The following is a 24923-nucleotide window of genomic DNA, read 5'->3' on the forward strand; positions in this document are numbered from 1 at the left end:
GGCTTTCCTCCAATGACGGCAACGGTTTTGTCTGAGGTCTTTCGGAAAGAAAGAAAAATCAGACCCGTTGCCGGCCCGCTCGGACGGCCTCGACAATGTCGATGGCGGCCCGGACGCCGCCTTCTATATCCAAATTGGAGTTATCCAGCAAGTATGCATCCGTGGCCGGCTTCAGAGGCGCAATCGGGCGGTTCTGGTCGCGTTCGTCGCGCCTGATGATATCTGCCAGCACGGCGGCCTCATCGGCCACCTCGCCCCGTCCGAGAGCCTCCAGGGTGCGCCGGCGGGCGCGGACCCTGGCATCGGCGACGACGAAGATCTTCACGTCGGCATGGGGGCAGATCACGGTTCCAATGTCCCGGCCGTCGAGCACCGCTCCCGGCGGATCCTCGGCAAAACGCCGCTGGAAGTTCAAAAGGACCTCCCGCACCCGGGGGATGGCCGAGACCACAGAGGCCGCATCGCCGACTTCCTGGGTCTTCAGCGCCGGATTGCCGAATTTCTCGGGATCGAGCTCACTGGCGACAGCCACGGCCTGCGCCTCATCGGTCAGGTCCGCGCCAAGATCGAGCATCGCCTTGGCGACCGCGCGATAGATCACGCCGGTATCGAGGTGCCGGTAACCGTAATGGTGCGCAAGCCGTTTGCCCAGCGTGCCTTTTCCGGATGCGGCGGGACCGTCGATAGCAATAATCATGCGTTGCGCGTGCTCGTCTTGTCACGATGAATGGCGGTGGATCGGGAGTCAGGCTCGCGCGACCTGCGCGGGCTTAGCACCCGTCTCCGGAAATATCCACGCCGGCAACCTCAGGAGAAATCAGCACCCAGCCGACGCATCATCGGGATGAAATCGGGGAAGCTGGTGGCGATGAATGTCGTGTCGTCGATGGTCACCGGTCTGTCGGAAGCGAGGCCCATGGCCAGCGCCGACATGGCGATGCGGTGATCCATATGGGTGGCAACGAGGCCGCCACCGGCAACACGGCCATTGCCGTGCACGATGAGGTCGTCGCCAACGATCTCGACATTGACGCCGTTGACCCGCAGCATCGCCGCAGTGGCTTCCAGACGGTCGGATTCCTTCACACGCAGCTCCTGCAGCCCGCGCATGATGGTCGTGCCCTCTGCGAAAGCCGCAGCCACCGCCAGCACCAGATATTCATCGATCATCGACGGCGCGCGCTCCGGCGGCACTTCGACGCCGTGCAGCTTCGACGCTGTGATCCGGAACTGCGCCATCGGTTCGCCGGCATCGCCGCGGATATCGCTTTCCTCGATGGATGCGCCCATCTCGCGCAACGTCGTGAACAGCCCGGTGCGCAGCGGATTGGTCATCACATCGGTGAGTACGATCTCGGAGCCCGGCACGATCAATGCCGCAACCATCGGGAATGCTGCGGAGGACGGATCTGCCGGCACCACGACATCGGCACCCTTCAATTCGGGCTGGCCGGTGAGCGTGATCTTGCGGCCGTGCGCGCCTTCTTTTTCGGAAGTAATCTCGGCGCCGAAATGCTTGAGCATCAGCTCGGTGTGGTCCCGGCTGGCCTCGGTCTCGATGACCGTGGTGGTGCCCGGGGCCGACAGGCCGGCCAGCAGCACGGCTGACTTGATCTGGGCGGAAGCTACCGGGGTACGATAGACGATCGGCAGCGGATCACGCGCGCCTTTGAGCGTCAGCGGCAGACGCCCGCCGTCCTGGCTCGCGGTGACCTTGGCGCCCATGAGTTCCAACGGGTCAACGATCCTGCGCATCGGCCGGCTGCGCAGCGACGCGTCGCCATCGAATGTCGCCTCGATCGGACAGCCGGCGACGGCGCCCATCACCAATCGGCACCCGGTACCCGAATTGCCGAAATCCAGCGGCGCCTTGGGCGCGGCGAAGCCGGCAACGCCAACGCCGTTGACCTTCCACGCGAAATCGCCGGCGCGTTCGACCCTGGCGCCCAGTGCCTGCATCGATTTGGCGGTATTCAGGACGTCCTCGCCCTCCAGCAGCCCCGTGATCCGGGTCTCGCCGACCGCCAGGGCACCCAGAATGAGGGCCCGGTGCGAGATCGACTTGTCGCCGGGCACGCGGGCAGAGCCGCGCAGGGCGCCGGATTTTCGCGCTGTCAGCGGGGTCGGCTGGGCGGCGGCTGTGTCTGATTGGGTCAAGATTGTGTTCCTTCGCGCAGGCGGCTCGTAGCATATGAGCCACGCTGCGTCACGCAGCGGTCATTCTCACGCAAACCGCTATTGACAGGGGCGCGTCAACTAGCCAAGTGAAGCACCGTTTTTCAAAAAATCCCCAGGACCCTTCACGTGGCCAAATCCGATCTCGGAACCAAACGCATTTGCCCCACGACGGGCAAGAAGTTCTACGACCTCAACAAGAGCCCGGTGATTTCGCCTTATACGGGCGAGGTTGTGCCGATTGCGCCGATTGCGCCGCCGCGGACCCGCGCGGATGCAGCCGCACGCGCAGCTGCAGCATCTGCCGCCGCAGAAACTCCGGAAGCCGCCGAGAGCGAAGAATTGGTCTCGCTGGAGGAAGCCGACGCCGAGGAAAATACCGGCAAGAAGGCTGCCGTGCTGGAATCCGAGGACGATATCGAAGTCGATGACACCATCGATGACGATGAAGACGATGATTCGACCTTCATTGCCGACGAAGAAGAAGGCGATGAGGACGTGACCGACATCATCGGCGACGTCTCGGGCGACGAAGAAAGTTAAGCTCAGAAGAGACTTGAGATCACTCCTGATATGTGATCTTGGTTTGCCGCGCGACGCCCCACCCAGTGCGTCGCAGGTATTGGGGCCATAGCTCAGCTGGGAGAGCGCTTGCATGGCATGCAAGAGGTCGGCGGTTCGATCCCGCCTGGCTCCACCACGCTCCGCCAAGTGGCTACGCGTGGCGCAGCCGCGCTTAGCCACTTGGCGGAGCGTGGTGTCCGGCGAGGCCCAAAGGGCGAAGACGGACTGAAGTTCCCACTTTATTGCTTGATGTACTTCCCAATCGGGTCGAGCCACGATGTGGTACGTCTACATCATCCGCAGCATCAACTTCCCAGATCAGGAATATATCGGCGCGACAGAAGATCTGAAGCGGCGACTCACCGAGCACAATGCCGGGAGATCAACACACACGGCAAAGTTCATGCCGTGGGAACTGGCCTGGTACAGCGCTTTCCCGGACAAACAGCGCGCGCTCGCTTTCGAGAAAGATCTGAAATCCCATTCCGGCCGCGCCTTCGCAAAGAAGCGCCTCTGACGACCTTTTTTGCCTCACCAGCGCCTTTTGCTCATCCGATCCCTCAGCGCAACCGACCGCCATTCGAGGATAGTACGGCAGCTCACTTTCTTTCCGCTTCCGCCAGAGTCTGTATCAGTGCACGAATCGGCAGCAGCCAGTTATCCGCATTTAGAAGTGGTTCAACGTCGTTGGCCTTACCGTCACTCGTCAGCACTTCACGAGACCCGTTCTCGTAGAGTTTCACGAAGCCTCCTATCGCCCGAGCAACCTCCGCAAGATATTTCTCTGCAGCTTCGCCCATACCGACTCGCCGCGCGTCGGTGAGAACTCTTGCCGACCAGACTTTGCCCGTCGGCTCCACGCAGGCGAGCGTGATCGCTCCAGCTTCCGGCGACTTCCAACGAAGAAAGAGCGATTTCCCCCCGAGCTCCGGCGTAACGCCCAGTTCGGCTAACTTATCGATGAACGCTTGAAGCAATATAGGCAGGCCTGGACGCTTTTGCTCAAGCTGAGCGTAGAATTCAGCCTCCGATGTCGTCTGAGCTCGGGGGCCGGCCAGAGACTTGCCCTGACCGCCAACCGGCGGATCAATCCGTATCCGGTTAGCTTCGTCGATCCTGACAATGCCGCGTTCAACGAGCACGGTTTTCAAAGGGATGCGCGGCACCACAAGAAGACCGCCATCAATCCCCGTCCAAATTGAAAGATCGACCAGCGCCAGTCCGGCATGCATGCCTGCATGGAGCTGCAGATGGCCCGTGAGGGCTTCGACGCCCTCTTGAATTCCATCTCCTATGATCAAGATCATAAAATGGCCAACGCGCAGCCGTCTCTCTACTGCGTCGACAAACTCGATTTCAGTCGTCTCGTCCTGCACGAGCTCCCAGAGCTTACGGTTTGGGATTTTAAGTTTGTTTTGCGACGTTTTCTGAACGGCGCTTTCCAATTGCTCGTAGGTCCAACCGGACATAGCTCGCGCATAGTCAAGTGCTTGGACGACCACTTCGCGACGAGCTTGAGGATTCTTGACGAGCTTGCATTCGCCTAGAACAATTCCTCCCGCTGGAGTGATCCATAGGTTGTCCAGAGAGCCGGCTCCGGTTGATAATTCCGTGCAAACCGGAATCAGCGGCGTGAAGGCCGGCTCAATATCCGACATCGGGATCAGTTCGGGGCAATCATAAACGAGATTTTGAACGAAATCCTCGCGCTGTTCGCCGTCGTGTCCTTGCCCTCCGAGATTGATGCGCGTGAGAGTTATAGCCTCCTTGCCGATGGGGTGAAAAATAGGAGCAGAGTGACGAGACTTTGGTGAAATCACGTGATCGCCCTTCGATGGCCACAAGAACAATCCACAACCTAGAAGATTGCATCACCGCTTAAAAGCTTTGTCTGTCGTTTCCCTCGTGGTTTCCGACTTGACGAAGCACCTGCCCGCAAGAGCAACCTCTACTGCCTATTCTTCCAGCGCTGCGTTCAGCCGATCACGTAGCGCCACGAGTTCATTTTTCATCGCGGCCATTTCACCGACCGTGCAAGCTGACGCCGCGAGGATTCCCTGCGGTACGGCCTTGGCTTTTTCACGCAGCGCCTGACCTTGCGCCGTCAATGCGATCAGCATCTGCCGCTCGTCTTCGATGCTGCGGGTGCGCTTGATCAGGCCAGCGGCTTCCAGCCGCTTCAGCAGCGGCGTCAGCGTGCCGGAATCGAGAAACAGCCGCTCGCCGATATCCTTCACCGGGACATTGTCATGCTCCCACAGCACCAGCATCGCCAGATATTGCGGATAGGTCAGCTTCAATCGGTCCAGCAACGGCTTGTAGACGCGGTTGAACGCGTGGCCGGTCGAATAGACGGCAAAGCAGAGCTGGTTATCGAGCTGCAGCAGCGGAACAGGTGCGGGTTTCTTGGCCATGATTATCTCCGGAGCTTATTTGGCCACAGCTGACGCCAGACCCCAACCCCTTCACGATCAGTTGAGCACAATTCGATTGCGCCGCGCATTTTATACATTGTGCACAATCTAATTGTGCGCAATTATAATTGTGCAAGATGCAAACAACAAGGAGACGATTATGTCTGTGAATGTGCTCTACAAGACCAGCGCCAAGGCAACCGGTGGCCGCGATGGCCACGCCGCTACGCTTGATGGCGCTCTCGACGTCAAGCTCACCACGCCGAAGGAACTCGGCGGCGCAGGCGGCGCCGGCAATAATCCCGAGCAGCTGTTCGCGGCCGGCTATGCTGCCTGTTTCATCGGCGCGATGAAGTTCGTGGGCTCGCAGGGCGGCCCGAAGGTACCCGCCGATGTGACGGTCACTTCCACCGTGGGCATCGGCCCGCGTTCGGCCGGTGGTTTCGGCCTCGATGTCGAACTCGCGGTCTCCTTGCCGGGTCTGGCGCGCGCAGAAGCTGAAGCGCTGGTCGAGAAAGCGCATCAGGTCTGCCCGTATTCTAACGCCACACGCGGCAATATCGACGTCCGCACCGTGATCGTCTGAGTCACAGCGACGCAAACGAATTAACTCTCGATACGAACGGGCTCGGCCATCGGCCGAGCCCGTTCGCGTTCGTCTGGCGGTTGCGCCATACCCTCGCTCTGGCCATAGCCGCTGCCCGGACAAGGCCATTGCTGACCAGCCGGAAGCCCGCTAGCTCTGACAGCCCTTACATGCTCTCTGGCATAAAAATATCCCAACGACACTTGAGAGAAGGCTGATTGAATGAGCTTGCCCATAGCTCCCGGCGCGATTGCCGGCCTGCGCGTGATCGATCTGTCGCGCGTTCTTGGCGGACCCTATTGCACCCAGATCCTGGCCGACCACGGCGCTGACGTCGTCAAGGTCGAGCCGCCGGCCGGCGACGAGACTCGCGACTGGGGCCCCCCCTTCCACGACGACGACGCGGCCTATTTCATCGGCACCAACCGCAACAAGCGCTCGATCGGTCTCGACCTCGCGTCCGAGGGCGGTCGTACTGTGCTGATGCGAATGCTCGAAAATGCCGACGTGATGATCGAGAACTTCAAGCCCGGCACGCTCGACAAATGGGGAATCGGCAACGATTTCCTGCGCGAGAAATTCCCGCAGCTGATCCATTGCCGCATCTCCGGCTTCGGCGGCGACGGCCCACATGGCGGGCACCCCGGCTATGACGCGATCATCCAGTCGATGGTCGGCCTGATGGCATCGACCGGCTCACAGGAAAGCGGCCCGACCCGCATCGGCGTCGCGCTTGTCGACATGGCGACCGGTCTCTATGCCTGCGTCGGCATCCTGATGGCGCTCGCCGAGCGCGCCAAATCGGGTCTCGGTCAATTCGTCGAGGCGACATTGTACGAAACCGGTCTCGCGATCATGCACCCGCATACCGCGAACTATTTCTACAACGGTGGCAAGCCGCCGGCGCTGACCGGCAACGAGCATCCGAACCTGGTGCCCTATGCCGTGTTCGCTGCCCGCGACGGCAACATCTTCATGGGCGTCGGCAATGACGGCACCTTCCGGAAGCTGTGCCGCGAACTTGGCAAGCCGGAACTCGGCACGGACGTGCGCTTCGCACGCAACCGCGACCGCGTACAGAATCGCGATGCGCTGCGGGCCGAACTGGAAGCGATCCTGAAGGATCACGACAGCGCGCCGCTGTGCGAGCGTCTGCTTGGCGCCGGCCTCCCCGCCGGTCCGGTGCAGTCGATCGACAAGGCGCTCGCCAATGCCCACACGAAGCATCGCGGCGATATCATCGAGAAGGACTGGTACAAGGGCGTCGCCTCGCCGGTCCGCTTCGACCGCACCAAAGCGAGCCTGCGCCACGTGCCGCCGAAGTTCAACGAGCACTTCAACGAGATCCTCACCGAGTTCGGCTACTCCGGTGATGAAATCAAAGAGCTGGTCGCCAAAGGAACCGTGAGCGGCTCCGAGCGCAAGCGATAAAACAACACGGGGCTGCGCGATCTGCAGCCCCGTTCGTCTTCGACTTTTTGCGGCTTCCCAACGCCGCCATTTCCCGCCTAGCATCCGCGCTGTCAAAATGTCGCATGCACGTCATCCGGCGCAGCTTTGTTGCAACGAGACGATGACGGCTAACGGGAGAAACTGGATGATCCGCCCCCAATTCGCACTCGCCACTCTGTTCGCATGCACGCTGGCGCTCGCTTCGCCCGCGCAAGCGGTGACGGAGATCCAGTGGTGGCACGCGATGACCGGCGGCAACAACGACATCGTCAACAAGCTCGCGGCTGACTTCAATGCCAGCCAACCGGACTACAAGGTGGTCCCGACCTTCAAGGGCAGCTATCCCGACACCATGAATGCCGGCATCGCAGCATTTCGCGCCGGCACCGCACCGCACATCCTGCAGGTCTTCGAGGTCGGTACCGCGACCATGATGAGCGCCAAGGGTGCCGTCAAACCTGTCTACCAGCTGATGAAGGATGCGGGCGAGCCGTTCGATCCAAACAACTACCTGCCCGCGATCACCGGTTACTACTCGACATCGAAGGGCGAGATGCTGTCGTTTCCCTTCAACTCATCGTCGATGGTGATGTGGGTCAATCTGGATGCGCTGAAGAAGGCCAATATTGCCGAAATTCCCAGGACCTGGCCCGAAGTGTTCGAGGGCGCCAAGAAGCTCAAGGCGGCTGGCTATGCGACCTGCGGCTTCTCCAACGCCTGGGCGACCTGGGCCAATATCGAGCAGTTCTCGGCATGGCACAACGTGCCGATCGGCACGAAGGCGAACGGACTCGACGGCTTCGACACCGAGCTGAAATTCAATTCGCCACTCCATGTCCAACATCTGCAGACACTGATCGAATTGCAGAAGGACAAGACCTACGATTATTCCGGTCGCGCCAACGCCAGCGAGAGTCGCTTCGGCTCCGGCGAATGCCCGCTCTTCATGACCTCGTCCGGCTATTACGCGACGGCGAAGGGTACCGCCAAATTCGCCTTTACCTCGGTGCCGATGCCCTACTATCCCGACGTCACCGGCGCGCCACAGAATTCGATCATCGGCGGCGCCTCGCTGTGGGTGATGGGCGGCAAGAAGCCTGAGGAATACAAGGGCATCGCAAAATTCTTCAGCTTCCTGTCCGACACAGATCGGCAGGCCAAGCTGCATCAGGAGTCCGGTTATCTGCCGATCACCAAGGCCGCCTATGAAAAGACCAAGGCCGACGGCTTCTATGACAAGAACCCGATCCTGCAGACCCCGCTGAAGGAGCTGACCAACAAGGAGCCGACCGAAAATTCGCGCGGCCTGCGGTTCGGCAACATGGTGCAGTTGCGAGACATCTGGTCCGAGGAGATCGAGGCTGCGCTGGGTGGCCAGAAGACGGCACAACAGGCACTCGACACCGCCGTGAGCCGCGGCAACGCCATGTTGCGGACCTTCGAAAAGACTGCGAAGTAGTATTCAAGCGGACGCTGTCGTTGCCCGGCCTCGCGCGCAATTGCGCGCTTGGACGGGCGATGACATGAGCAGAATGAGGCTGCTTTCTGGGGCACGACGAACTGCATGGAAAAGTCCGCGGTCTTCAAGGGTAAGCTGCTGCCATATTTGTTGCTCGTGCCGCAGCTGGTCATCACCCTGGTGTTTTTCTACTGGCCGGCCAGCCAGGCTGTCTGGCAATCGTTTTTGCGCGAGGACGCGTTCGGCCTGAACTCGGAATTCATCGGGCTGGAGAACTATCAGGCGCTGCTTGCCCAGCCGGAATACTACAAGGCAATGGCGACGACCGTGGTGTTCTCGTCGCTGGTCGCGGCGCTCTCGCTGTCGATCGCATTGTTGTTCGCCACCCAGGCCGACAAGAATCTGAAAGCCGCGCCGACCTTCAAGGTCATGATGATCTGGCCCTATGCAGTGGCTCCCGCGGTCGCCGGCGTGCTGTGGCTGTTCATCTTCCACCCGACGCTCGGCACCATGGCACGGCCGCTGCGCATGATGGGCTTCAACTGGAATCCGATGTTGAATGGCAACCACGCCATGGCGCTCGTCGTCATGGCCGCGGTGTGGAAGCAGATCGCCTATAATTTCCTGTTCTTCCTGGCCGGCCTGCAGGCGATCCCGCGCAGCGTACTCGAGGCCGGGGCGATTGATGGCGCCGGGCCATATCGGCGATTCTGGACGATCACGTTCCCGCTGCTGTCGCCGACCACGTTCTTCCTGCTGGTCGTCAACGTCGTCTATGTGTTCTTCGACACTTTCGGCATCATCGACGCCGTCACGGGTGGTGGGCCGGCCGGGGCGACGACCACCATGGTCTACAAGGTCTATGCCGACGGCAGGCTCGGCGGCGACCTCGGCGGATCGGCAGCGCAGTCGGTGATCCTGATGGTGATCGTGATCGCGCTCACGGCGATCCAGTTTCGCTACGTCGAGCGCAAGGTGCAATACTGATGGTCGAGCACCGCCGCTGGAACGACATCCTCGCTTACGCGATCCTGACTTTCGGCGTGTTCATCGTCGTATTCCCTGTCTATGTCGCGCTGATCGCCTCGACCCACGACGCAGCAACGGTGGTCAACGGCAACATGCCGATGCTGCCGGGCAGTCATACGCTGGAGAACTATTACCGGGCCATCTTCGTCGGCGGATCGCGCGCCAGCCGCGAGCCGGTCGGCCATATGCTGATGAACTCGTTCGTCATGGCAATGGGCATCGCGCTCGGCAAGATCGTGATCTCGATCCTCTCCGCCTATGCGGTGGTGTATTTCCGTTTTCCGTTCCGCCAGACGGCGTTCTGGATCATCTTCGTGACGCTGATGCTGCCGGTCGAGGTCCGTATCTATCCGACCTACAAGGTAATCGCCGATCTGAAGATGCTCGACACCTATGCCGGGCTGATCCTGCCGTTGATCGCATCGGCCACCGGCACGCTGCTGTTTCGCCAGTTCTTCATGACCATCCCCGATGAACTGCTCGAAGCCTCGCGCATCGACGGCGCCGGCCCCTTTCGCTTTTTCAAGGATACGTTGCTGCCGCTGTCGGTCACCACAATGGCAGCGCTGTTCGTGATCCAGTTCATCTATGGCTGGAACCAGTATCTGTGGCCGCTTCTGATCACGACGCAGGAATCCATGCAGACCATCGTCACCGGCATCAAGAAGATGCTGACGACGACGGATGAACTCGCCGAATGGCAGCTCGCGATGGCGACGGCGATTCTTGCGATGGTGCCTCCTGTCGCCGTGGTGGTGTTCATGCAGCGGCTGTTCGTGCGCGGCCTGGTCGAGACGGAGAAGTAAGTTCAGATGGCCAATGTTTCGCTGCGCAACGTCCGCAAGACCTATCCCGGCGGCTTCGAGGCCATCAAGGGCATCGAGTTCGAAATCGGCGACGGCCAGTTCTGTGTGCTCGTCGGGCCAAGCGGCTGTGGCAAGTCGACCTTGCTGCGCATGGTTGCCGGCCTTGAGACCGTCACCTCCGGCGAGGTCGATATTGGCGGCCGTGTCGTCAACGAGATCGAGCCGGCCGATCGCGACATCGCCATGGTGTTCCAGAACTACGCGCTCTATCCGCATATGAGCGTCTACAACAACATGGCTTACGGCCTGCGCAACAGGGGCATGCCGAAGCCGGAGATCGATACGCGCGTGCGCGAAGCCGCGCAGACGCTCGAACTCGCCGGCATGCTCGATCGCAAGCCCAGACAATTATCCGGCGGCCAGCGCCAGCGCGTTGCCATGGGGCGCGCCATCGTCCGCCAGCCGAAAGTGTTCCTGTTCGACGAGCCACTGTCCAATCTCGACGCCAAGCTGCGCGTCGCCATGCGGGTCGAAATCCGCAAGCTGCAACGTCGCCTCAAGACGACGTCGATCTACGTCACCCACGATCAGTTGGAGGCGATGACGCTGGCGGATATTCTGGTGGTGATGAACGGCGGCCAGGTCGAGCAGATCGGCAGTCCGCTCGATATCTACCGCAAGCCGGCGACCACTTTCGTCGCCTCCTTCATCGGCGCGCCACCGATGAACCTGATCAAGCTGGGCGGCAATGAGATCCGTGCGCAGTTCGCCGGCGACAGCCGCAGCGCCGCCGACGCCGGTATCCTGGGCGTCCGGCCGGAAGACCTTACGATTTCCGGCGCGGCCGCAACTGACGGCGGCATCACGCTGAACCTGACGGTCGAGGCCATCGAACGGGTCGGCGCGGAAACCTTCGTCTATGGCACCCGTGCGCGGGCCGAGAAGGCCGTCAGCGCCACTCCGGGCGAGCTGCCCGAGGGCGAGGTCATCGTGCGTATCCCCGGCCAGGATGCCCCGGCCATCGGTGCTTCGATCCGCGCCACGGCTCCCCGCGACAAACTGCACCTGTTCAGCGTCGATGGCCGCAATCGGATCGATATCTGATCGGTTTCAAGGCCTTAGTAACGGTTTCCCGGCAATTTAGAGGTGCTTGAACCGGGCTTTGGCATGCCCATATTGTTGATTGACCGGTTGGCAGAGTGCCGATTGGCCAGGGGTGCCGTAAGGGCCCCTCAAAGTCGCTTCGAGAGGGCTTTGTAGGTATGTCTCGTGTTCCTTCGTTATCTAGTCCGTTCCTTTTGGGATTCGACGAGATTGAGCGTGCGCTCGATCGCGTCGTCAAAGGTGCCGACGGTTATCCTCCTTACAACATCGAGCGGTGCGACCGTAATAACGGTCAACCCGAACGCCTGCGGATCACGCTGGCGGTCGCAGGTTTCACCCGCGATCAGCTCGATGTGACCACCGAGGAAAACCAGCTCGTGATCCGGGGCCGCCAGCAGGACGACAAGACCCGGCAATACATCCATCGCGGCATCGCCGCGCGCCACTTCCAGCGCACTTTCGTGCTGGCAGAGGGGATGCTGGTGCTGGGTGCGGATCTGAAGAACGGGCTGTTGTCGATTGATCTGGCCAGGCCTGAGCCTGAAAGGGTCATTAAGACAATCGCTATCAATGAACACGAATAATGCATGACGCGACAAACTGGTTTCCGGTTTTCGATCAGGTCATGCATCCTGAGTATGGAACGAGTAGCGGACTCGACCGCTTGATCTCATAGAAGGAGTCGAGACGATGACTGAAGTTGTTACGATCAATGAAAATGCCGCCGTCACCACCGAAGCATTGGCGCATCTGGGCGAAGGTATGATCGCCTATGTGAAGCCGGTTCGCTCGGAAGATGTGCCGGGACTGTTCCCGCAGGCGCCGGAGATTGCGCCCGGATTGCAGCTGTTCGCGCTGCACGCCGCCGACGGCACGCCGATCATGCTCACCGACAGCCGTGAAGCGGCGATCGCGAATGCATGGAGCCAGGAATTGCAGACCGTCAGCGTTCACTAACGCGAACTGGCCAGCATGCAGACGTCAGGATACGCGGTGACAGCCGCGTATCCCAATGTCGAGTATCCCAGCGTCCAAACGACGATCATCACGCGCAGGTGCTCGGCTTGCATGACGCGGTATCTATTTAACCCGTCGTCAATATCGCGAGCACATCATCGGACGCAATCGATCCGCACGCGACCTCTCATCCGCTGCGCCATCTGAAAAACTGATCCCCCCATCAATAGCAATCTGGATATCCGGCGCGATGGCATCATTGCGCCTGATCTTTGCTGCCGTTTCACAGAAGAAAATGGTGACCACGCATTCACCATGACTTGAGAAAATCTAGTCATGTTGAGATTCGAGGTCGCCATGAATGGATCGACACAAGCCCAGATAATTCAAGTCGAAGACTTGCTACGGAGCTTCGGTGCAACGATCACCGCTCCGAAATCAGAGGCAGTTCCCCGGACCGGCTCCTGGGATTTTGATAGTCGGCCGGTGATCGCAGCCTGTTTCGCGATCCTCGTCTTTGCACCGGGCTGCGCAGCTGCCACCGTATTCTTGATGCGCGCCGACGGCACCGTCCCTCCCATCACCGCACCCGACAGTAGCCCGCCTTTCGTGACCAAGTCAGACCGCTTGCCGCTCGGGCAATGGAGTATCGAGGCCGTTCAGAGCCTCGGCACTCTAAATAACGCGCGCCTTGCGACGGCTGCTGCACTCGCACATCCCATATTTCTCTCACCAATCCTGATCCGCGGCAGCCTCGAGGACGGCACGCTCACGACCTTCGCCGAGCCCGCGGCCATGCCTGGGCCGACCATGCTGCTGTCAAAGCTGCGGGTGAAGCGTGACGTCCGGCGCCCCAAGCCACCCAAACTCGTCGCTGAAATCACTCACCCCGAGCCGCCACAACCAACCTTCTTCGAAAAGCTGTTCGGACGACGTTTCAACTAGCTCAGTCACTCTTCTCACAAGCGAGGAACACAATGCAAAACACTGCCGCGATGAACTCGGACGTCAAAGCTCTCCTCACTTTGCTGTTGCTGAAGACCGGCACCAGTTCGCCGGAGATTCACAATGCTCTGCAGCTTGCTGCCGCATCGCGGGTAATGATGGCGGAAGAATATGCCAATCCGATGCGCATGCAGGGCATAGAAGCTTCAGGCAGCAACGTCGCCAAGCTTCGTCCCGCAACCGCCGTCAACGTTCCTGAAACGTCAGCGGCCGTGCGACGCATGAAGCAGAGCGCAGACGCGATGAATTCCGACGTCAAGGCGCTGCTGACGTTGCTGCTGCTCAAGAGCGGCGCGGATTCCAACGAGATCCAGACCGCACTGCGGATGGCAGCATCGTCGCGCGCAGTCGCTGCAGCGGAAGAAGCAGAATCGATCCGTGCCGAAACGCAAGCCGAAGCTGCCTCTGCGGCTATGAACGAGCTCGCATCGATCACCGCGCGGCAGGCGGTGCGCAACGAGTCGCTCGCTCCAATCTCGGCCAAGGAATTCGCGGCGTAAGCTGGCGAGGCCAACCGGCCTTCTATCTCCGCGCAAGCAGGGATCTGGCTCGGAATAGGAGAATCGCCCGGTCCAACCGGGCGATTCCAGCGTAAGCTGCGGGGTAAGATAGTTAGGCGGCTGTCGCTGGCGGCAAAGCGAGCACCGAATAGATCGCCTGAGCGTCACGGGAGGCACGCAGCTTTTTGGCGACGTCCTGATCGCGCAGCAGACGTGCAATCCGTGCCAGCGCCTTCAGATGATCGGCGCCCGCACCTTCCGGCGCCAGCAACAGAAACACCAGATCGACCGGCTGGCCGTCCATGGCCTCGAAATCGATCGGACGATCGAGGCGCGCAAACAGGCCGAACAGCTTGTCGAGCTTCGGCAACTTGCCATGCGGAATGGCAACGCCATAGCCCACGGCCGTCGTACCGAGCTTCTCACGCTGCAACAGCACCTCGAAAATGGCGCGGTCGTTCTGACCGGTGAGCGCGGAAGCGCGCGCAGCGAGCTCCTGCAGCGCCTGCTTCTTGCTGTTGACCTTCAACGCCGGGATTATCGCCTCGGGCGCGACCAGATCGGTAATCGTCATTGACCGTTCCGAGGATGTTTGACCGTCAGCGGGTAGTTAGAACCAAAACCGGCAGCGTCAAGAAAGACTGGAAAGGGACATCGTTCCTGTGATGGAAAACGCGCCGGGCGCGAACGCCCGGACGTACTCTAGCACCGGAACCCCCCATGCGAAATCCATTGACCGGTATAACCCTGTCAAAGGCGGCGGACCATAGGGAGGGGCCGTTTGGGCGTCAATGCCGTCAGGACGGTTTAACCACCGGTGGATCGACCCAACCCACGTTACCGTCGCCTCGGCGGTACACGATATTCACCCGACCGGTACTGCCATGCAGGAATAGCACGACGGCCGCGCCGGTGAAATCAAGTTCCATGACAGCTTCGCTCACCGAGAACCGCTTCAGCGACCTGGTCGATTCGGCAATGATGACCGGATCGTAGCCACTGTCGGCATCGCCCTCATGATCGGGCGCCTCAAGGATGTAGCTCGGCGCGTCCAAAGTCGGAGCCGTGAGTTCGGCCATCGCCTGATTTTCAGCATGCGTCTTGCGCGCGGAACGATCCTTCAGCCGGCTCTTGTAGCGACGCAAACGTTTCTCGATCTGAAGCAGCGCCTGATCGGCGCTGGCGTAAGCATCCGCTGCATTGGAGTCCGCTTCGAGCGTAATTCCGGAATCAAGATGCAACGCACAATCGGTGCGGAAGCCGAAGCCGTCTTTGCTGAGCGTGATGTGACCGGAATAGTTGCCATCGAAATATTTGCGAAGGACCTCATCGGTCCGCTCGCTCACGCGGCCTCGCAAAGCGTCTCCGACATTGATGCTTTTTCCCGAGATACGAAGGGTCATGCTGATGCCTCGATTCTTCTGCCTTGAACCGACAGTATCCCGTTTCCACGGGAGTGCAATCAAGCTGGTGCAGTGTCGCGGGATCGGTCGGGTGCCCTATCGGACGGAGTGACGGGTGCCGTGAGTGCATTTCCGAGCATACTCTGCTTGTCGCGTCGGCGCTGAACTGAAGACGGGATACGCATGGCTTCACGGTATTTGGCAACGGTACGGCGCGCGATATCAATTCCGGCTTCGCGCAAGCGTTCCACGATCGTGTCGTCCGAAAGAATAAGAGAAGGACTTTCTCCATCAATCAATTGCTTGATGTGATGTCGCACCGCTTCAGCCGAATGCGCTTCGCCACCATCAGCCGATGCGATCGATGCCGTAAAGAAGTATTTCAATTCAAAGCTGCCGCGATTTGTCGCCATGTATTTATTGGCGGTAACGCGCGACACCGTCGATTCATGCATTTGAATGGCATCAGCAACCGCCTTGAGATTCAGCGGCCGAAGATGCGCAACACCCTGCGTAAAGAAGCCATCCTGTTGCCGGACGATCTCTGTCGCAACCTTCAGGATAGTACGCGCGCGCTGATCGAGCGCACGCACCAGCCAGGTCGCGTTCTGTAGACAATCGGTGAAGTACGATTTGTCGCCATCCTTGCGGATCGTTTTCGACAATTCGGAATAATAAACCTGGTTCACGAGAACGCGCGGCAGCGTGTCGCTGTTCAACTCGACATGCCAGCCGCCATCAGGACCCGGCCGCACATAGACATCAGGCACTACGGTCTGTGTTCGCGCCGAGCCAAACTTCAGACCGGGCTTCGGATCGAGTCTGCGAATCTCACCGATCATGTCGGTCAGATCTTCGTCGTCGACGCCGCAGATTTTTCTGAGATTGCCGATGTCGCGCTTGGCCAGAAGATCGAGATGCTCGACCAATGCCTGCATCGCGGGGTCGTAACGGTTCTGTTCACGCAACTGGATTGCGAGACATTCGCTGAGACTGCGCGCGCAGACACCCGGCGGATCGAATTTCTGCAACGCACCGAGAACGCTTTGGACATCGTCCACAGAGGCGCCCAGCCGCTCATGCACGTCGCCGAGATCTTGCGGCAGGTAGCCGGCCTCATCGACGAGATCGATCAGATACTGACCGATCATGCGCTGCGCGGGCGACGAGAACGCCACCGAGAGCTGTTCGGCGAGATGGCTGCCGAGCGTCACTTCCGCGGCAACGAAGGCCTCGAGATTGTAGCTGTCGTCGTTGGAGGCGCCGCCGCCCCATTCGGTATAGGCGGTCGGAGCAGCGTCTTGTGCGTTGCGTGCGGCGGCTTCGGCCGGCTCTTCGGAAAAGACGTTATCCAGCCCGGTGTCCAGGGTCTGTTCGATCTCGGCGCGGGTGCCGAGTTCGCGGTTCATCCACTCGTCGGGCGCCGGCGCATCGAAGCTGTCGCCGCCTGAACGATCGGAAAAATCGGAATGGTCGCCGCCATCGTCGTGGCCGGAGGCATAGCCCGCCTCATCCTGGCTCGAAAACTCGCTGCGCTCGGGGCTGGCCTCGCCAGCCACCGGTGGCTCAGGACCGTCGCTGGCGCGCTCCAGCAGCGGATTGCGCTCCAGTTCATCTTCGACAAAGGTTGCGAGATCGAGATTCGACAGCTGCAGCAGCTTGATGGCCTGCATCAGCTGCGGCGTCATCACCAGCGACTGGGATTGCCGGAACTCTAGTCTCTGCGTCAGCGCCATGGAGGCAAAAACCGATCCAAAAGTTGGTCCGTTTCTTGCTTATCTCTTTCCCGGCCTGATGTACACGGCTTGACGAATTGTAAATTTGGTCTAGAGGCGGAATTCCTCGCCAAGGTAAAGGCGACGCACGTCCGGGTCAGCAACGATCTCCTCTGGAGATCCCTCCGTCAGGATTTCACCAGCATAGACGATGTAGGCGCGGTCTGTCAGCCCCAGCGTTTCGCGCACGTTGTGGTCGGTGATGAGCACGCCGATGCCGCGATTGGTCAGGTGACGGACCAGGTCCTGAATATCCCCCACCGCAATCGGGTCGATGCCGGCAAAGGGCTCGTCGAGCAGCATGTAATTCGGCCGCGTCGCCAGCGCGCGCGCAATTTCAACGCGGCGGCGCTCACCGCCGGACAGCGCGATCGACGGCGACTTGCGCAGTCTCTGGATGTTGAACTCTTCGAGCAGCCCGTCGAGCTCGCGCTCGCGTTTCTTGCGGCTGGGCTCGACGACCTCCAGCACCGCACGGATGTTCTGCTCGACCGTGAGGCCGCGAAAAATCGAGGCTTCCTGCGGTAGATAGCCGATGCCGAGGCGCGCACGCTGATACATCGGCAGCTGGGTGACGTCGTGGCCGTCAAGCTCAATAGCGCCGCTGTCGGGCTTGATCAGGCCGGTGATCATGTAGAACACCGTGGTCTTGCCGGCGCCGTTCGGTCCGAGCAGACCGACGGCCTCGCCGCGGCGAACATAAATGCTGACGCCGCGGGTAACCTGGCGTGAACCGAAGCTCTTTTTCACATTATGGACGGCCAGATAACCCGCGCGCGGGGTCGCTTTTGGCGCGGCGGCGCCGTTGGTCCGGGGCCGCGGCGGCGCCTTGTCCGGACGACGGGCCGGTGCAGGCTGCGGGGCACGCGGCGCCTCACCCCCGGCCTGCGGAACCTGCGGCGTATCGGCCGGGGCGGTGCGCGCCAGTGGCGGCGCCTCACGGCTGGGATTGCCCAGCATGTCGCCCATGCTGTCGCCGAGCGCCGTGATGTCGACCGGCGACCGCGCAAAACCCTGCGGACCGCGTTTTGGAGCGCGCCGACGGAACATGCCGAGGAAATCAACCATTCGCGCTTCGATCAGCCTTTAAACGTCATCCGCGCCAGATCGCGGCATGTTCGATCACTGGGAACAGCATGGCGGACTAGATGTCCCTTGCCCAGCCGAACGCCAAGCCTTCCATGTCGATTAAAACAATGGCGATAACGGGTTACGCAGCCAGATTCAACCGGATCCCGCTCGTCCATATCGGCAAACCCTTCAAGTTACTTGGGTTTTCCGCCTGCAGGTCCGGGTATGATTGAGGTCGGGCCACCGCCACCTTTCTGGCCGGACGACTCGAACATGCCTTGGACCCTGCCGCTGTTGGATTCGACGCGTGATGTACCCGTGGTCATATCCACGGTCAGACGATCGCCGCGCAGTACGTTCTTGCCCTGGGTGAGCACAACATTGCCCTGCATGGTGACGAGATTGGTCCGGGTGTCGAACACCGCCGTCTCGCCGGTGACGACCTGGTCTTTCTGGGTGACGATGACGCCGCCGCGCGCTTCAAGCCGCTTGATCGCCGACGAGCCGCCCGGGCCCGGCTGCGCCGCCTTGATCGGCGCCTTGGGCGCAGCCTTGGCCGCCGGTTCGTTCGCGGAGCCGCCGCCGTCATAGAAGACCACGAGAGTCTTCGACTTCATCGTGGTGTCGCCCTGCACGACCTTCACATCGCCTGCGAAAGTCGCTTCCTTTTTCTTGTCGCGCATTTCCAGCGATGCGGCCTCGATCTGAATGGGCTGATCGCGATTCTGCGAGAAGCCCTGCATGGCATTCGGCACACCCTGCACCGCGCTCTGCGCATGTGCATCGGCCGTCAAAGCCAGCACGAGCACGGCGATCGCAGCGCCGGTCACCCCGCGAAATCGGACATTGCTTACGGGAAAAATCATCACATTCATTTCGCGTTGGCGCGCTTGCCGTTGGCGGCCCGCGGTTTCACGGGCTCCGGCGCGACTTCGGGCTCTGCCGCGGTCTCAGGCTGAGCCGAAGCATCCGGCGAAGGCGGGTCCATCTTCAGGTTCATCGACACACCACCCTCGAACCGAACCAGCTCACCGTGTTCCGTGATGCGCATCCGTTGCCCGAGCAAAGTGCCGTTAAGAAGTTTGACATCGACCGGTTCGTCCGACGTGACCGTGCCATTGGCAATATCAATGTTCGCCTGTGTCAGCTTGGCTTCGTAGCCGGTCGTCGTTTGCAGGAAAATGTCCTGATACAGATAGAGCATCTGCGATTTCGAATTGAACTTCCCGGTGCGGGCATCCATCGTCATCGTCGACTTGTCTTCCATCATCACCTTGGCGCGCAAGGTTGTCAGTTCGACATTGTCGGGGTCCGTCAGATCCTGCGTCGCGGCCTTGGCCCATAACTCATATGGCCGTCCGTCCGGCGAGAAACCGGCCAGATGCGGCGTCTCCATGGTGATCTTGGTCCCCGAAACGACCAGATTGCCCATGTCGAGCGGCAATTTGGCGAGGATCCGGAACGGATTGAAGATCGACACGCCGACAATTGCCGCCATCGACAGGATCACGACGGCAGGGACAGCAATCCGCAGCAGACGCACCAGACGGCTATGGCGTGCCGCGGCCCTGAACCGCGCATCCATGCCCGCCTGATAGCTGGGAATCTGAACTGAACTCACCGTCGCTCCAACGGGCCATGCCGAAAAGGGCCACACCGAAAGGCCTGCCAAACCGGCGCCAGTCTACGCTGAAATGCACCGGTTTGCAGCCCCGCCCACCAGAACGAGGAGTATGACCGAAACGCGGCGGGAGGGACCCTGAACTGTTTCAGAAAGTCACTTCGCCGCAGGCCGGTCACGAATGAGCGAAAATGTCCTCGTTTTCCCAGCCCGAGAGGTCCAGTTTGGCCCGGGTCGGGAGGAAGTCGAAACAGGCCTGCGCCAGTTCGGTGCGGCCCTCCCGTGCCAGCATGACGTTCAGCCGCTCGCGCAGCCCATGCAGATGCAGCACGTCCGACGCCGCGTAGGAGAGCTGGGCCTCGCTGAGGGTCTGACTGCCCCAGTCGCTCGACTGCTGCTGCTTCGACAGATCGACGCCGAGGACTTCGCGGACCAGATCCTTGAGACCATGCCTGTCGGTATAGGTGCGGCACAGGCGGGAAGCGATCTTGGTGCAATAGACCGGCTCGGGCATGACGCCGAGCGCATTGTAGAGAGCGGCGAGATCGAACCGCGCAAAGTGAAAGATCTTGGTCACCTTGGGATCGCCGAGCAGCTTCTTCAGGTTCGGCGCGTCCGTGTGGCCCATCGGGATCTGCACGACATCGGCGCTGCCATCGCCCGGCGAGAGCTGCACCACGCATAGCCGGTCCCGATGCGGATTGAGACCCATGGTCTCGGTGTCGATCGCAACCGAATCGGTGTAGCGGCTCAAATCCGGCAAATCGCCGCGATGCAGGCGGATGGTCATGGTCTCAATTGCCTCTTTCAGCGCCCGCGATTCGCGGGATTTGGGTGACTTTACCGCGCAATGGCCGGGCTGACGAGAGATACGCTCCCCCAGGCATGTTTCGCCTGCAGCAAAAAGCTGACAGACTGAGCGGGCCATTCATCCAGCGGGCAGAGGTTGCAGATGAACGTCGCACAGCAGCGTTTGCCCCGTTTCGCGGTCCTGATCGATGCCGACAACACGTCTCCGCAGATTGCCGGCAGCTTGTTCGAGGAAATCTCCAAATTCGGCGAAGCCAGCGTTCGCCGGATCTACGGCGACTTCTCAAGTCCGCAGCTCAGATCCTGGGCCGACATCCTGCAAAAGCACGCCATCGATCCTTATCAGCAGTTCGCCTACACTAAGGGCAAGAACTCGTCCGACATCGCGCTGGTGATCGACGCGATGGACCTGCTGCATAGCGGGCGGTTCGACGGCTTTTGCCTGGCGTCCTCCGATAGCGACTTCACACGTCTCGCCTCACGGCTGCGCGAGCAGGGCGCTGACGTCTACGGCTTCGGCACGCGGAAAACACCCGAGAGTTTTCGGCAGGCGTGCCGGCGCTTCATCTATACGGAGAACCTGAGACCCGAACGCGCAACGGCAAGCACAGAGCAACCATCAAAACCAGCAGCCTTGCAAAGCCCCGCTGCCGCAGTTCCCATTCTGGAAAAGGTGGTATCCCAACTGAGCAACGAAGACGGCTGGGTCAATCTGGACCGGGTCGGAGAACAACTTCCGAACACCGTGTCCGACTTTGACGTCCGCACCTACGGCTTCAAGAAGCTGAGCGACCTGGTGCGCAAAATGGAGACATTCGAGGTCGGAGAGGGCTCAACCGGACGTTTGCGACTTCGGATCAAACCGAAGACGGCCACGCCGGCCGAGAAACCTTCCGAAGAAGCAGCGGTCGCGCCACAAAGAAAGCGCGCCGCCATCAGGAGGAGACGCGAAACGGCTCAGGCCGGGTCGAAATAGTGGATTTCCATCAACACGCAGCCGCCGACCGACTTGAACGGGCCGTGATAGGCACCGGGCGGACGGCAAGCATAGGTGTTCGGTTTGAAGGACTCGCCGCCGTTGCCCTGCTTGTCATTGCCGACGATCAGGTCGCCGGTGAACAGGAACACTTCTTCCCAATATTCGTGCACGAACGGCTCGGTGGTGTAGACGCCTGGCTCAAAGCGCAGCAGGCGGGTGCGGCTGCCACGCTTGTTCACTTCGTCGAGCGCCCCCGACAAGATTTTCTGCTGGATGCCTGCCGGATAGCCCGCGGGCGTCTCCCATCCCGAAGACATATCGACGGTACGGAATTCATCGTGAAGTTTATTGATGGCCATGGTCGGTTTTCCTGAAGGGACAGATCAAGCGACAGCGCGCGGCGAGGCAGCCGGCGCCGTTAAGGTGGAGACTTCGTCGGCTAGGTCATAGCTGGACAGCATTTTGTCGAGCAACGCCGCCGACCTCATCCAGTCATAGGTGCGGAAGGCATGGCCCTTGGTGACGAAGGTCGCGCCGGCGAAAAACATCTCGTATTGCGAGTGACGCGAGGCGAATTCGGAGCCGACCGCGTCCCAGGCCAGCTTGTAAAACTTGACCTTCTCGGTCGCGCTGGCCGCGGGGGACTGCTGGGTCTTGCCGATCAGACGCGCCAATTCCGGATTGGCGAAGTCCTTCACCGAGGACGGCAGCATGATCATGCCGCCGCCGGCGAGCTCGCGCAGCGTGTTGATGACCTTGGAATAGAGCTGCTGGGTGAGGACCTGTGCCGAATACAGCATCGCCCGGTCCGGCACGTAATAAGCGCCGCGCTGCGTGCCCTTGGTCTCCATCGCAACGACGAAGGCTTCGACCATCGACACTTCGGCTACGAGCTGGCCTAGCATTTCCCTGACCTGCGGAAAGCCGGCGATACCATTGGTCTCGGCGGTCCGGTGCGCGATCCCGATCAGGAAGCGCAGCTTCACCGAGAGCCGGATCATGGCCTGATAGTTCTGATACACATGCGCCGGGGTCGCGTGGAACTGCTTCTGGCACATCGCGATGTCATCGACGATGAACACCCGATCCCAAGGCACCTTCACGTCGTCGAAATACAGCACGGCATCGTTTTCATCGAAGCGGCTCGACAGCGGATTGTCGAACACCGACGGCGACGCGGCTTCATAGGACTTCCGCGACAGGACCTTCAGACCCTTGGTATTCATCGGAATCGCGAAAGACACCGCATATTTCTCGTCGCCGGGCTGCAGCGGCTGGATACAGGTGACGAACACCTCGTTGGCCATGATGCCACCGGTGGCCAACATCTTGGCGCCACGGATCGTCAGACCCTCGGCATCGCGCGACACCACGCCTGCTGACAGGAACGGATCGGCTTGCTCGGCGGCGCTCTTGGAGCGGTCGGCCTGCGGGTTGATGATCACATAAGTGAGGTAGAGGTCGTTGTCGCGGGCGTAGCGATAGTAATCCGCCAGCGCCTTGGCGCGATCCTCGTTGTAGGCTTCGAATACCTCGACGCCCATATACATGCCGGCGATGCAGGAGGCGACGTGATCCGGCGCGCGGCCCATGAAGCCGGCATGCAGCTCGGTCCAGGCTTCCAGCCCGCGGCGACGATTGACCAGCGCATCATAGCTGCCGGGCAATTCCCAGATCCGGTTGGCTCGGGTGCCAGTCTCGGTCTCGAAAGTCATCAGCTCGCGATTTTCCGGCGCGCTCTGGAAATCGAACATCCGTCCGATCGAAGCCACCGCCCCCCGGAAGGCCGGATGGGTGGTCACGTCATCCACCAGCTCGCCATCGAGATAGATTTCACGGCCGTCGCGCAGGCTCGCGATATGCTGTTCGCCGGTCTTGATCATGGGTTGCCTCGATCACTTTCAGTCATGGATAGCATTTTCAGGTGCGTTATTTCAGTAGTGCATCGGCAGCGGCCATTCCGGGCTGCGCTCGGTGCTTGCAAGGCTGCGATAGGCCCCACGGAAGAAGACCAACGGCTCGTTGGCCGGATAGGCGCTGAACTTCACCACCCGGCCGACGAAGATCACATGGTCCCCGCCGTCATATTGCGCGTATGGCGCACATTCGAAGTGTGCGAGCGCGCCGGCGATCAGGGGCGCCGCCTCATGGCCCAGCGTATGTTCGACCGCCGCCCACTTGTCGCCGAGCGCCCTGGCGAACTTGTTCGACAGATGCTCCTGATCGCGGCCGAGGATGTTCACGGCATAACCTTTGGCCTCGGTCATCGCCTTGAGGCTGAAGGCCTTGCGGTCGATCGAGAACAGGATCAGCGGCGGGTCCACCGAGACCGAGTTGAACGAACTCATGGTCAAGCCGATCGCCTGGCCATCGGCCGCTTCGGCCGTGATCACGGCGACGCCGGTGGCAAACTGTCCGAGCGCCTGTCGGAAGGCGCGAGGATCCACGTCCGCAGTGGCGCCCATGGTCATCTCCTGATCGCGAAACCTGAACGACGCGCATTAGCTTTATAACAAAGCTATATTATCGAACGAAAGTGCGCACTGTCAAGCATGGCTGGCCTGCTATCAAAACGCACTGGTTCCAACTTGTTTGTGCGTAACGCCGCCGCTATACGACTCATAGGTGTGCGGGGACCTGATGGCGATTAAGAGCAAATCACGTAAAATGAAGGTAGAACCGACGATTTCGCGGCCACAATTGATGGTCGACGGATCGGATCGGGCTTTCCGTCAATTTGTCCATGACACATTGGCGTTTTCGGCGCGGCTTCAGGCTGTGCGCGGGCAACTCGGCGCAGTGATCGGCCTGTCCGGCACGCAATACACCGTGCTGATCGCCATTGCTCATTTGAGCGGCACGGATGAGAAGATCGGCGTCAATCAGGTCGCCGAGCACCTGCACTTCAGCGGCGCGTTCATTACGATCGAGATCAACAAGCTGGTATCAAACGGCCTTGTTGAAAAAGAGACCGATGAGGAAGATCGCCGCCGCGTCATTCTGACCATCACGCCGAAAGCGCGCGCGCTGCTCAATGAATTGGCACCCGTTCAGCGTCCGGTGAACGATATGCTGTTTCGCAGCATGTCGGCTGCGGATTTCGAGCGAACGCGCAAGCTGATGTCGGAGATGGTGGACGCCGCCGACGAGGCGATCCGGCTGCTGGACTACAACGCACCGGCATCGGTCGCCCGGCAGACCAAATAACCTGCT

At 60.7% G+C, this 24923-nt stretch carries 29 protein-coding genes and 1 tRNA gene; 15 read left to right on the forward strand and 15 right to left on the reverse strand.

What is annotated here, in order from left to right; genetic code table 11:
* Nucleotides 1–58 precede the first annotated feature (58 nt).
* Nucleotides 59–697: a (d)CMP kinase gene (gene cmk / locus AC1DUY_RS07910; RefSeq protein ID WP_093757876.1), complete on the reverse strand. Its 639-nt coding sequence runs from the start codon at nt 695–697 to the stop codon at nt 59–61.
* 110 nt (nt 698–807) lie between these two features.
* Nucleotides 808–2157, reverse strand: coding sequence for a 3-phosphoshikimate 1-carboxyvinyltransferase (gene aroA / locus AC1DUY_RS07915; protein ID WP_478113482.1), 1350 nt, complete (start codon nt 2155–2157; stop codon nt 808–810).
* A gap of 147 nt (nt 2158–2304) precedes the next feature.
* Here aroA and AC1DUY_RS07920 point away from each other — a divergent pair, with 147 nt between their 5' ends.
* From AC1DUY_RS07920 to AC1DUY_RS07930, 3 genes are all read left to right on the forward strand, one after another.
* Nucleotides 2305–2718: a TIGR02300 family protein gene (locus tag AC1DUY_RS07920; protein WP_068730321.1), complete on the forward strand. Its 414-nt coding sequence runs from the start codon at nt 2305–2307 to the stop codon at nt 2716–2718.
* A gap of 81 nt (nt 2719–2799) precedes the next feature.
* Nucleotides 2800–2875 (forward strand) — tRNA-Ala (locus AC1DUY_RS07925).
* A 141-nt stretch (nt 2876–3016) separates the two neighbouring features.
* Nucleotides 3017–3256 carry a GIY-YIG nuclease family protein gene (locus tag AC1DUY_RS07930; protein ID WP_478113484.1) on the forward strand — a complete coding sequence of 80 codons (240 nt, stop codon included), beginning with the start codon at nt 3017–3019 and terminating at the stop codon, nt 3254–3256.
* 82 nt (nt 3257–3338) lie between these two features.
* On the opposite strand, the gene AC1DUY_RS07935 is transcribed toward AC1DUY_RS07930, so the two are convergent.
* The gene (locus AC1DUY_RS07935) at nt 3339–4559 is read right to left on the reverse strand and encodes a hypothetical protein (protein ID WP_478113486.1); all 1221 of its coding nucleotides are present in this window, start codon (nt 4557–4559) and stop codon (nt 3339–3341) included.
* A gap of 135 nt (nt 4560–4694) precedes the next feature.
* Nucleotides 4695–5153: a MarR family winged helix-turn-helix transcriptional regulator gene (locus AC1DUY_RS07940; RefSeq protein WP_478113488.1), complete on the reverse strand. Its 459-nt coding sequence runs from the start codon at nt 5151–5153 to the stop codon at nt 4695–4697.
* 160 nt (nt 5154–5313) lie between these two features.
* On the opposite strand from AC1DUY_RS07940, the gene AC1DUY_RS07945 reads away from it, so the two are divergent.
* The 8 genes from AC1DUY_RS07945 (at nt 5314) to AC1DUY_RS07980 (ending at nt 12546) form a co-directional block, all read left to right on the forward strand.
* A complete protein-coding gene (locus AC1DUY_RS07945; RefSeq protein ID WP_231078587.1) occupies nt 5314–5739 on the forward strand; it encodes an organic hydroperoxide resistance protein in 426 nt (141 codons plus the stop codon).
* A 222-nt stretch (nt 5740–5961) separates the two neighbouring features.
* Nucleotides 5962–7170 (forward strand): CaiB/BaiF CoA transferase family protein, encoded by a 1209-nt coding sequence (locus AC1DUY_RS07950; protein ID WP_184512580.1) that lies wholly within the window; start codon nt 5962–5964, stop codon nt 7168–7170.
* A gap of 166 nt (nt 7171–7336) precedes the next feature.
* Nucleotides 7337–8650, forward strand: coding sequence for a sn-glycerol-3-phosphate ABC transporter substrate-binding protein UgpB (ugpB, locus tag AC1DUY_RS07955; RefSeq protein WP_478113491.1), 1314 nt, complete (start codon nt 7337–7339; stop codon nt 8648–8650).
* Nucleotides 8651–8755: 105 nt separating this feature from the next.
* A complete protein-coding gene (gene ugpA, locus AC1DUY_RS07960) occupies nt 8756–9637 on the forward strand; it encodes a sn-glycerol-3-phosphate ABC transporter permease UgpA (RefSeq protein WP_478113493.1) in 882 nt (293 codons plus the stop codon).
* Nucleotides 9637–10485: a sn-glycerol-3-phosphate ABC transporter permease UgpE gene (ugpE, locus tag AC1DUY_RS07965; protein ID WP_089266386.1), complete on the forward strand. Its 849-nt coding sequence runs from the start codon at nt 9637–9639 to the stop codon at nt 10483–10485. The genes ugpA and ugpE overlap by 1 nt, the downstream gene beginning before the upstream one ends.
* A gap of 6 nt (nt 10486–10491) precedes the next feature.
* Nucleotides 10492–11589: a sn-glycerol-3-phosphate import ATP-binding protein UgpC gene (locus AC1DUY_RS07970; protein WP_439065467.1), complete on the forward strand. Its 1098-nt coding sequence runs from the start codon at nt 10492–10494 to the stop codon at nt 11587–11589.
* Between the two features lie 158 nt (nt 11590–11747).
* On the forward strand, nt 11748–12173 hold the full coding sequence (locus tag AC1DUY_RS07975; RefSeq protein WP_068730313.1) for an Hsp20 family protein: 426 nt from the start codon (nt 11748–11750) through the stop codon (nt 12171–12173).
* A 106-nt stretch (nt 12174–12279) separates the two neighbouring features.
* The gene (locus tag AC1DUY_RS07980; RefSeq protein WP_089266380.1) at nt 12280–12546 is read left to right on the forward strand and encodes a BQ00720 family protein; all 267 of its coding nucleotides are present in this window, start codon (nt 12280–12282) and stop codon (nt 12544–12546) included.
* Nucleotides 12547–12684: 138 nt separating this feature from the next.
* On the opposite strand, the gene AC1DUY_RS07985 is transcribed toward AC1DUY_RS07980, so the two are convergent.
* Nucleotides 12685–12852, reverse strand: coding sequence for a hypothetical protein (locus AC1DUY_RS07985; protein WP_478113497.1), 168 nt, complete (start codon nt 12850–12852; stop codon nt 12685–12687).
* A 51-nt stretch (nt 12853–12903) separates the two neighbouring features.
* Here AC1DUY_RS07985 and AC1DUY_RS07990 point away from each other — a divergent pair, with 51 nt between their 5' ends.
* On the forward strand, nt 12904–13491 hold the full coding sequence (locus tag AC1DUY_RS07990; RefSeq protein ID WP_478113499.1) for a hypothetical protein: 588 nt from the start codon (nt 12904–12906) through the stop codon (nt 13489–13491).
* A gap of 32 nt (nt 13492–13523) precedes the next feature.
* Entirely contained in the window at nt 13524–14051 is a 528-nt protein-coding gene (locus tag AC1DUY_RS07995) for a hypothetical protein (protein WP_139285801.1), read from the forward strand.
* Nucleotides 14052–14163: 112 nt separating this feature from the next.
* On the opposite strand, the gene ptsN is transcribed toward AC1DUY_RS07995, so the two are convergent.
* The 7 genes from ptsN to AC1DUY_RS08030 form a co-directional block, all read right to left on the reverse strand.
* Nucleotides 14164–14625, reverse strand: a complete 462-nt coding sequence (gene ptsN / locus AC1DUY_RS08000) for a PTS IIA-like nitrogen regulatory protein PtsN (protein ID WP_089266376.1) — start codon at nt 14623–14625, stop codon at nt 14164–14166.
* Nucleotides 14626–14848: 223 nt separating this feature from the next.
* Nucleotides 14849–15454, reverse strand: coding sequence for a ribosome hibernation-promoting factor, HPF/YfiA family (gene hpf / locus AC1DUY_RS08005; RefSeq protein ID WP_089266375.1), 606 nt, complete (start codon nt 15452–15454; stop codon nt 14849–14851).
* Nucleotides 15455–15513: 59 nt separating this feature from the next.
* Nucleotides 15514–17190 carry an RNA polymerase factor sigma-54 gene (gene rpoN / locus AC1DUY_RS08010; protein WP_478113502.1) on the reverse strand — a complete coding sequence of 559 codons (1677 nt, stop codon included), beginning with the start codon at nt 17188–17190 and terminating at the stop codon, nt 15514–15516.
* Between the two features lie 90 nt (nt 17191–17280).
* Nucleotides 17281–18297 (reverse strand): LPS export ABC transporter ATP-binding protein, encoded by a 1017-nt coding sequence (gene lptB / locus AC1DUY_RS08015; protein ID WP_478113504.1) that lies wholly within the window; start codon nt 18295–18297, stop codon nt 17281–17283.
* A gap of 197 nt (nt 18298–18494) precedes the next feature.
* Nucleotides 18495–19175 (reverse strand): LptA/OstA family protein, encoded by a 681-nt coding sequence (locus tag AC1DUY_RS08020; protein ID WP_478113506.1) that lies wholly within the window; start codon nt 19173–19175, stop codon nt 18495–18497.
* Nucleotides 19172–19921, reverse strand: a complete 750-nt coding sequence (gene lptC, locus AC1DUY_RS08025) for an LPS export ABC transporter periplasmic protein LptC (protein WP_320446159.1) — start codon at nt 19919–19921, stop codon at nt 19172–19174. Before lptC ends, AC1DUY_RS08020 begins: the two co-directional genes overlap by 4 nt.
* A gap of 175 nt (nt 19922–20096) precedes the next feature.
* Complete coding sequence (locus tag AC1DUY_RS08030; protein ID WP_068730302.1) at nt 20097–20711, reverse strand: ribonuclease D; 615 nt, start codon at nt 20709–20711, stop codon at nt 20097–20099.
* A 162-nt stretch (nt 20712–20873) separates the two neighbouring features.
* On the opposite strand from AC1DUY_RS08030, the gene AC1DUY_RS08035 reads away from it, so the two are divergent.
* Nucleotides 20874–21707, forward strand: coding sequence for an NYN domain-containing protein (locus AC1DUY_RS08035; protein WP_478113509.1), 834 nt, complete (start codon nt 20874–20876; stop codon nt 21705–21707).
* Here the strand turns inward: AC1DUY_RS08035 and AC1DUY_RS08040 are convergent.
* From AC1DUY_RS08040 to AC1DUY_RS08050, 3 genes are read right to left on the reverse strand one after another with little or no spacing between them, the layout of a single operon-like run.
* Nucleotides 21689–22069: a cupin domain-containing protein gene (locus AC1DUY_RS08040; protein WP_089266367.1), complete on the reverse strand. Its 381-nt coding sequence runs from the start codon at nt 22067–22069 to the stop codon at nt 21689–21691. The two genes, AC1DUY_RS08035 and AC1DUY_RS08040, sit on opposite strands and share 19 nt — an antisense overlap.
* A gap of 24 nt (nt 22070–22093) precedes the next feature.
* A complete protein-coding gene (locus AC1DUY_RS08045) occupies nt 22094–23593 on the reverse strand; it encodes a 4-hydroxyphenylacetate 3-hydroxylase family protein (RefSeq protein WP_478113511.1) in 1500 nt (499 codons plus the stop codon).
* A gap of 51 nt (nt 23594–23644) precedes the next feature.
* A complete protein-coding gene (locus AC1DUY_RS08050) occupies nt 23645–24175 on the reverse strand; it encodes a flavin reductase family protein (protein WP_210269356.1) in 531 nt (176 codons plus the stop codon).
* A 202-nt stretch (nt 24176–24377) separates the two neighbouring features.
* Here AC1DUY_RS08050 and AC1DUY_RS08055 point away from each other — a divergent pair, with 202 nt between their 5' ends.
* Nucleotides 24378–24917, forward strand: a complete 540-nt coding sequence (locus AC1DUY_RS08055; protein WP_158596735.1) for a MarR family winged helix-turn-helix transcriptional regulator — start codon at nt 24378–24380, stop codon at nt 24915–24917.
* Nucleotides 24918–24923: the final 6 nt, after the last annotated feature.

It is taken from the genome of Tardiphaga sp. P4_G1 (genome assembly GCF_056401215.1).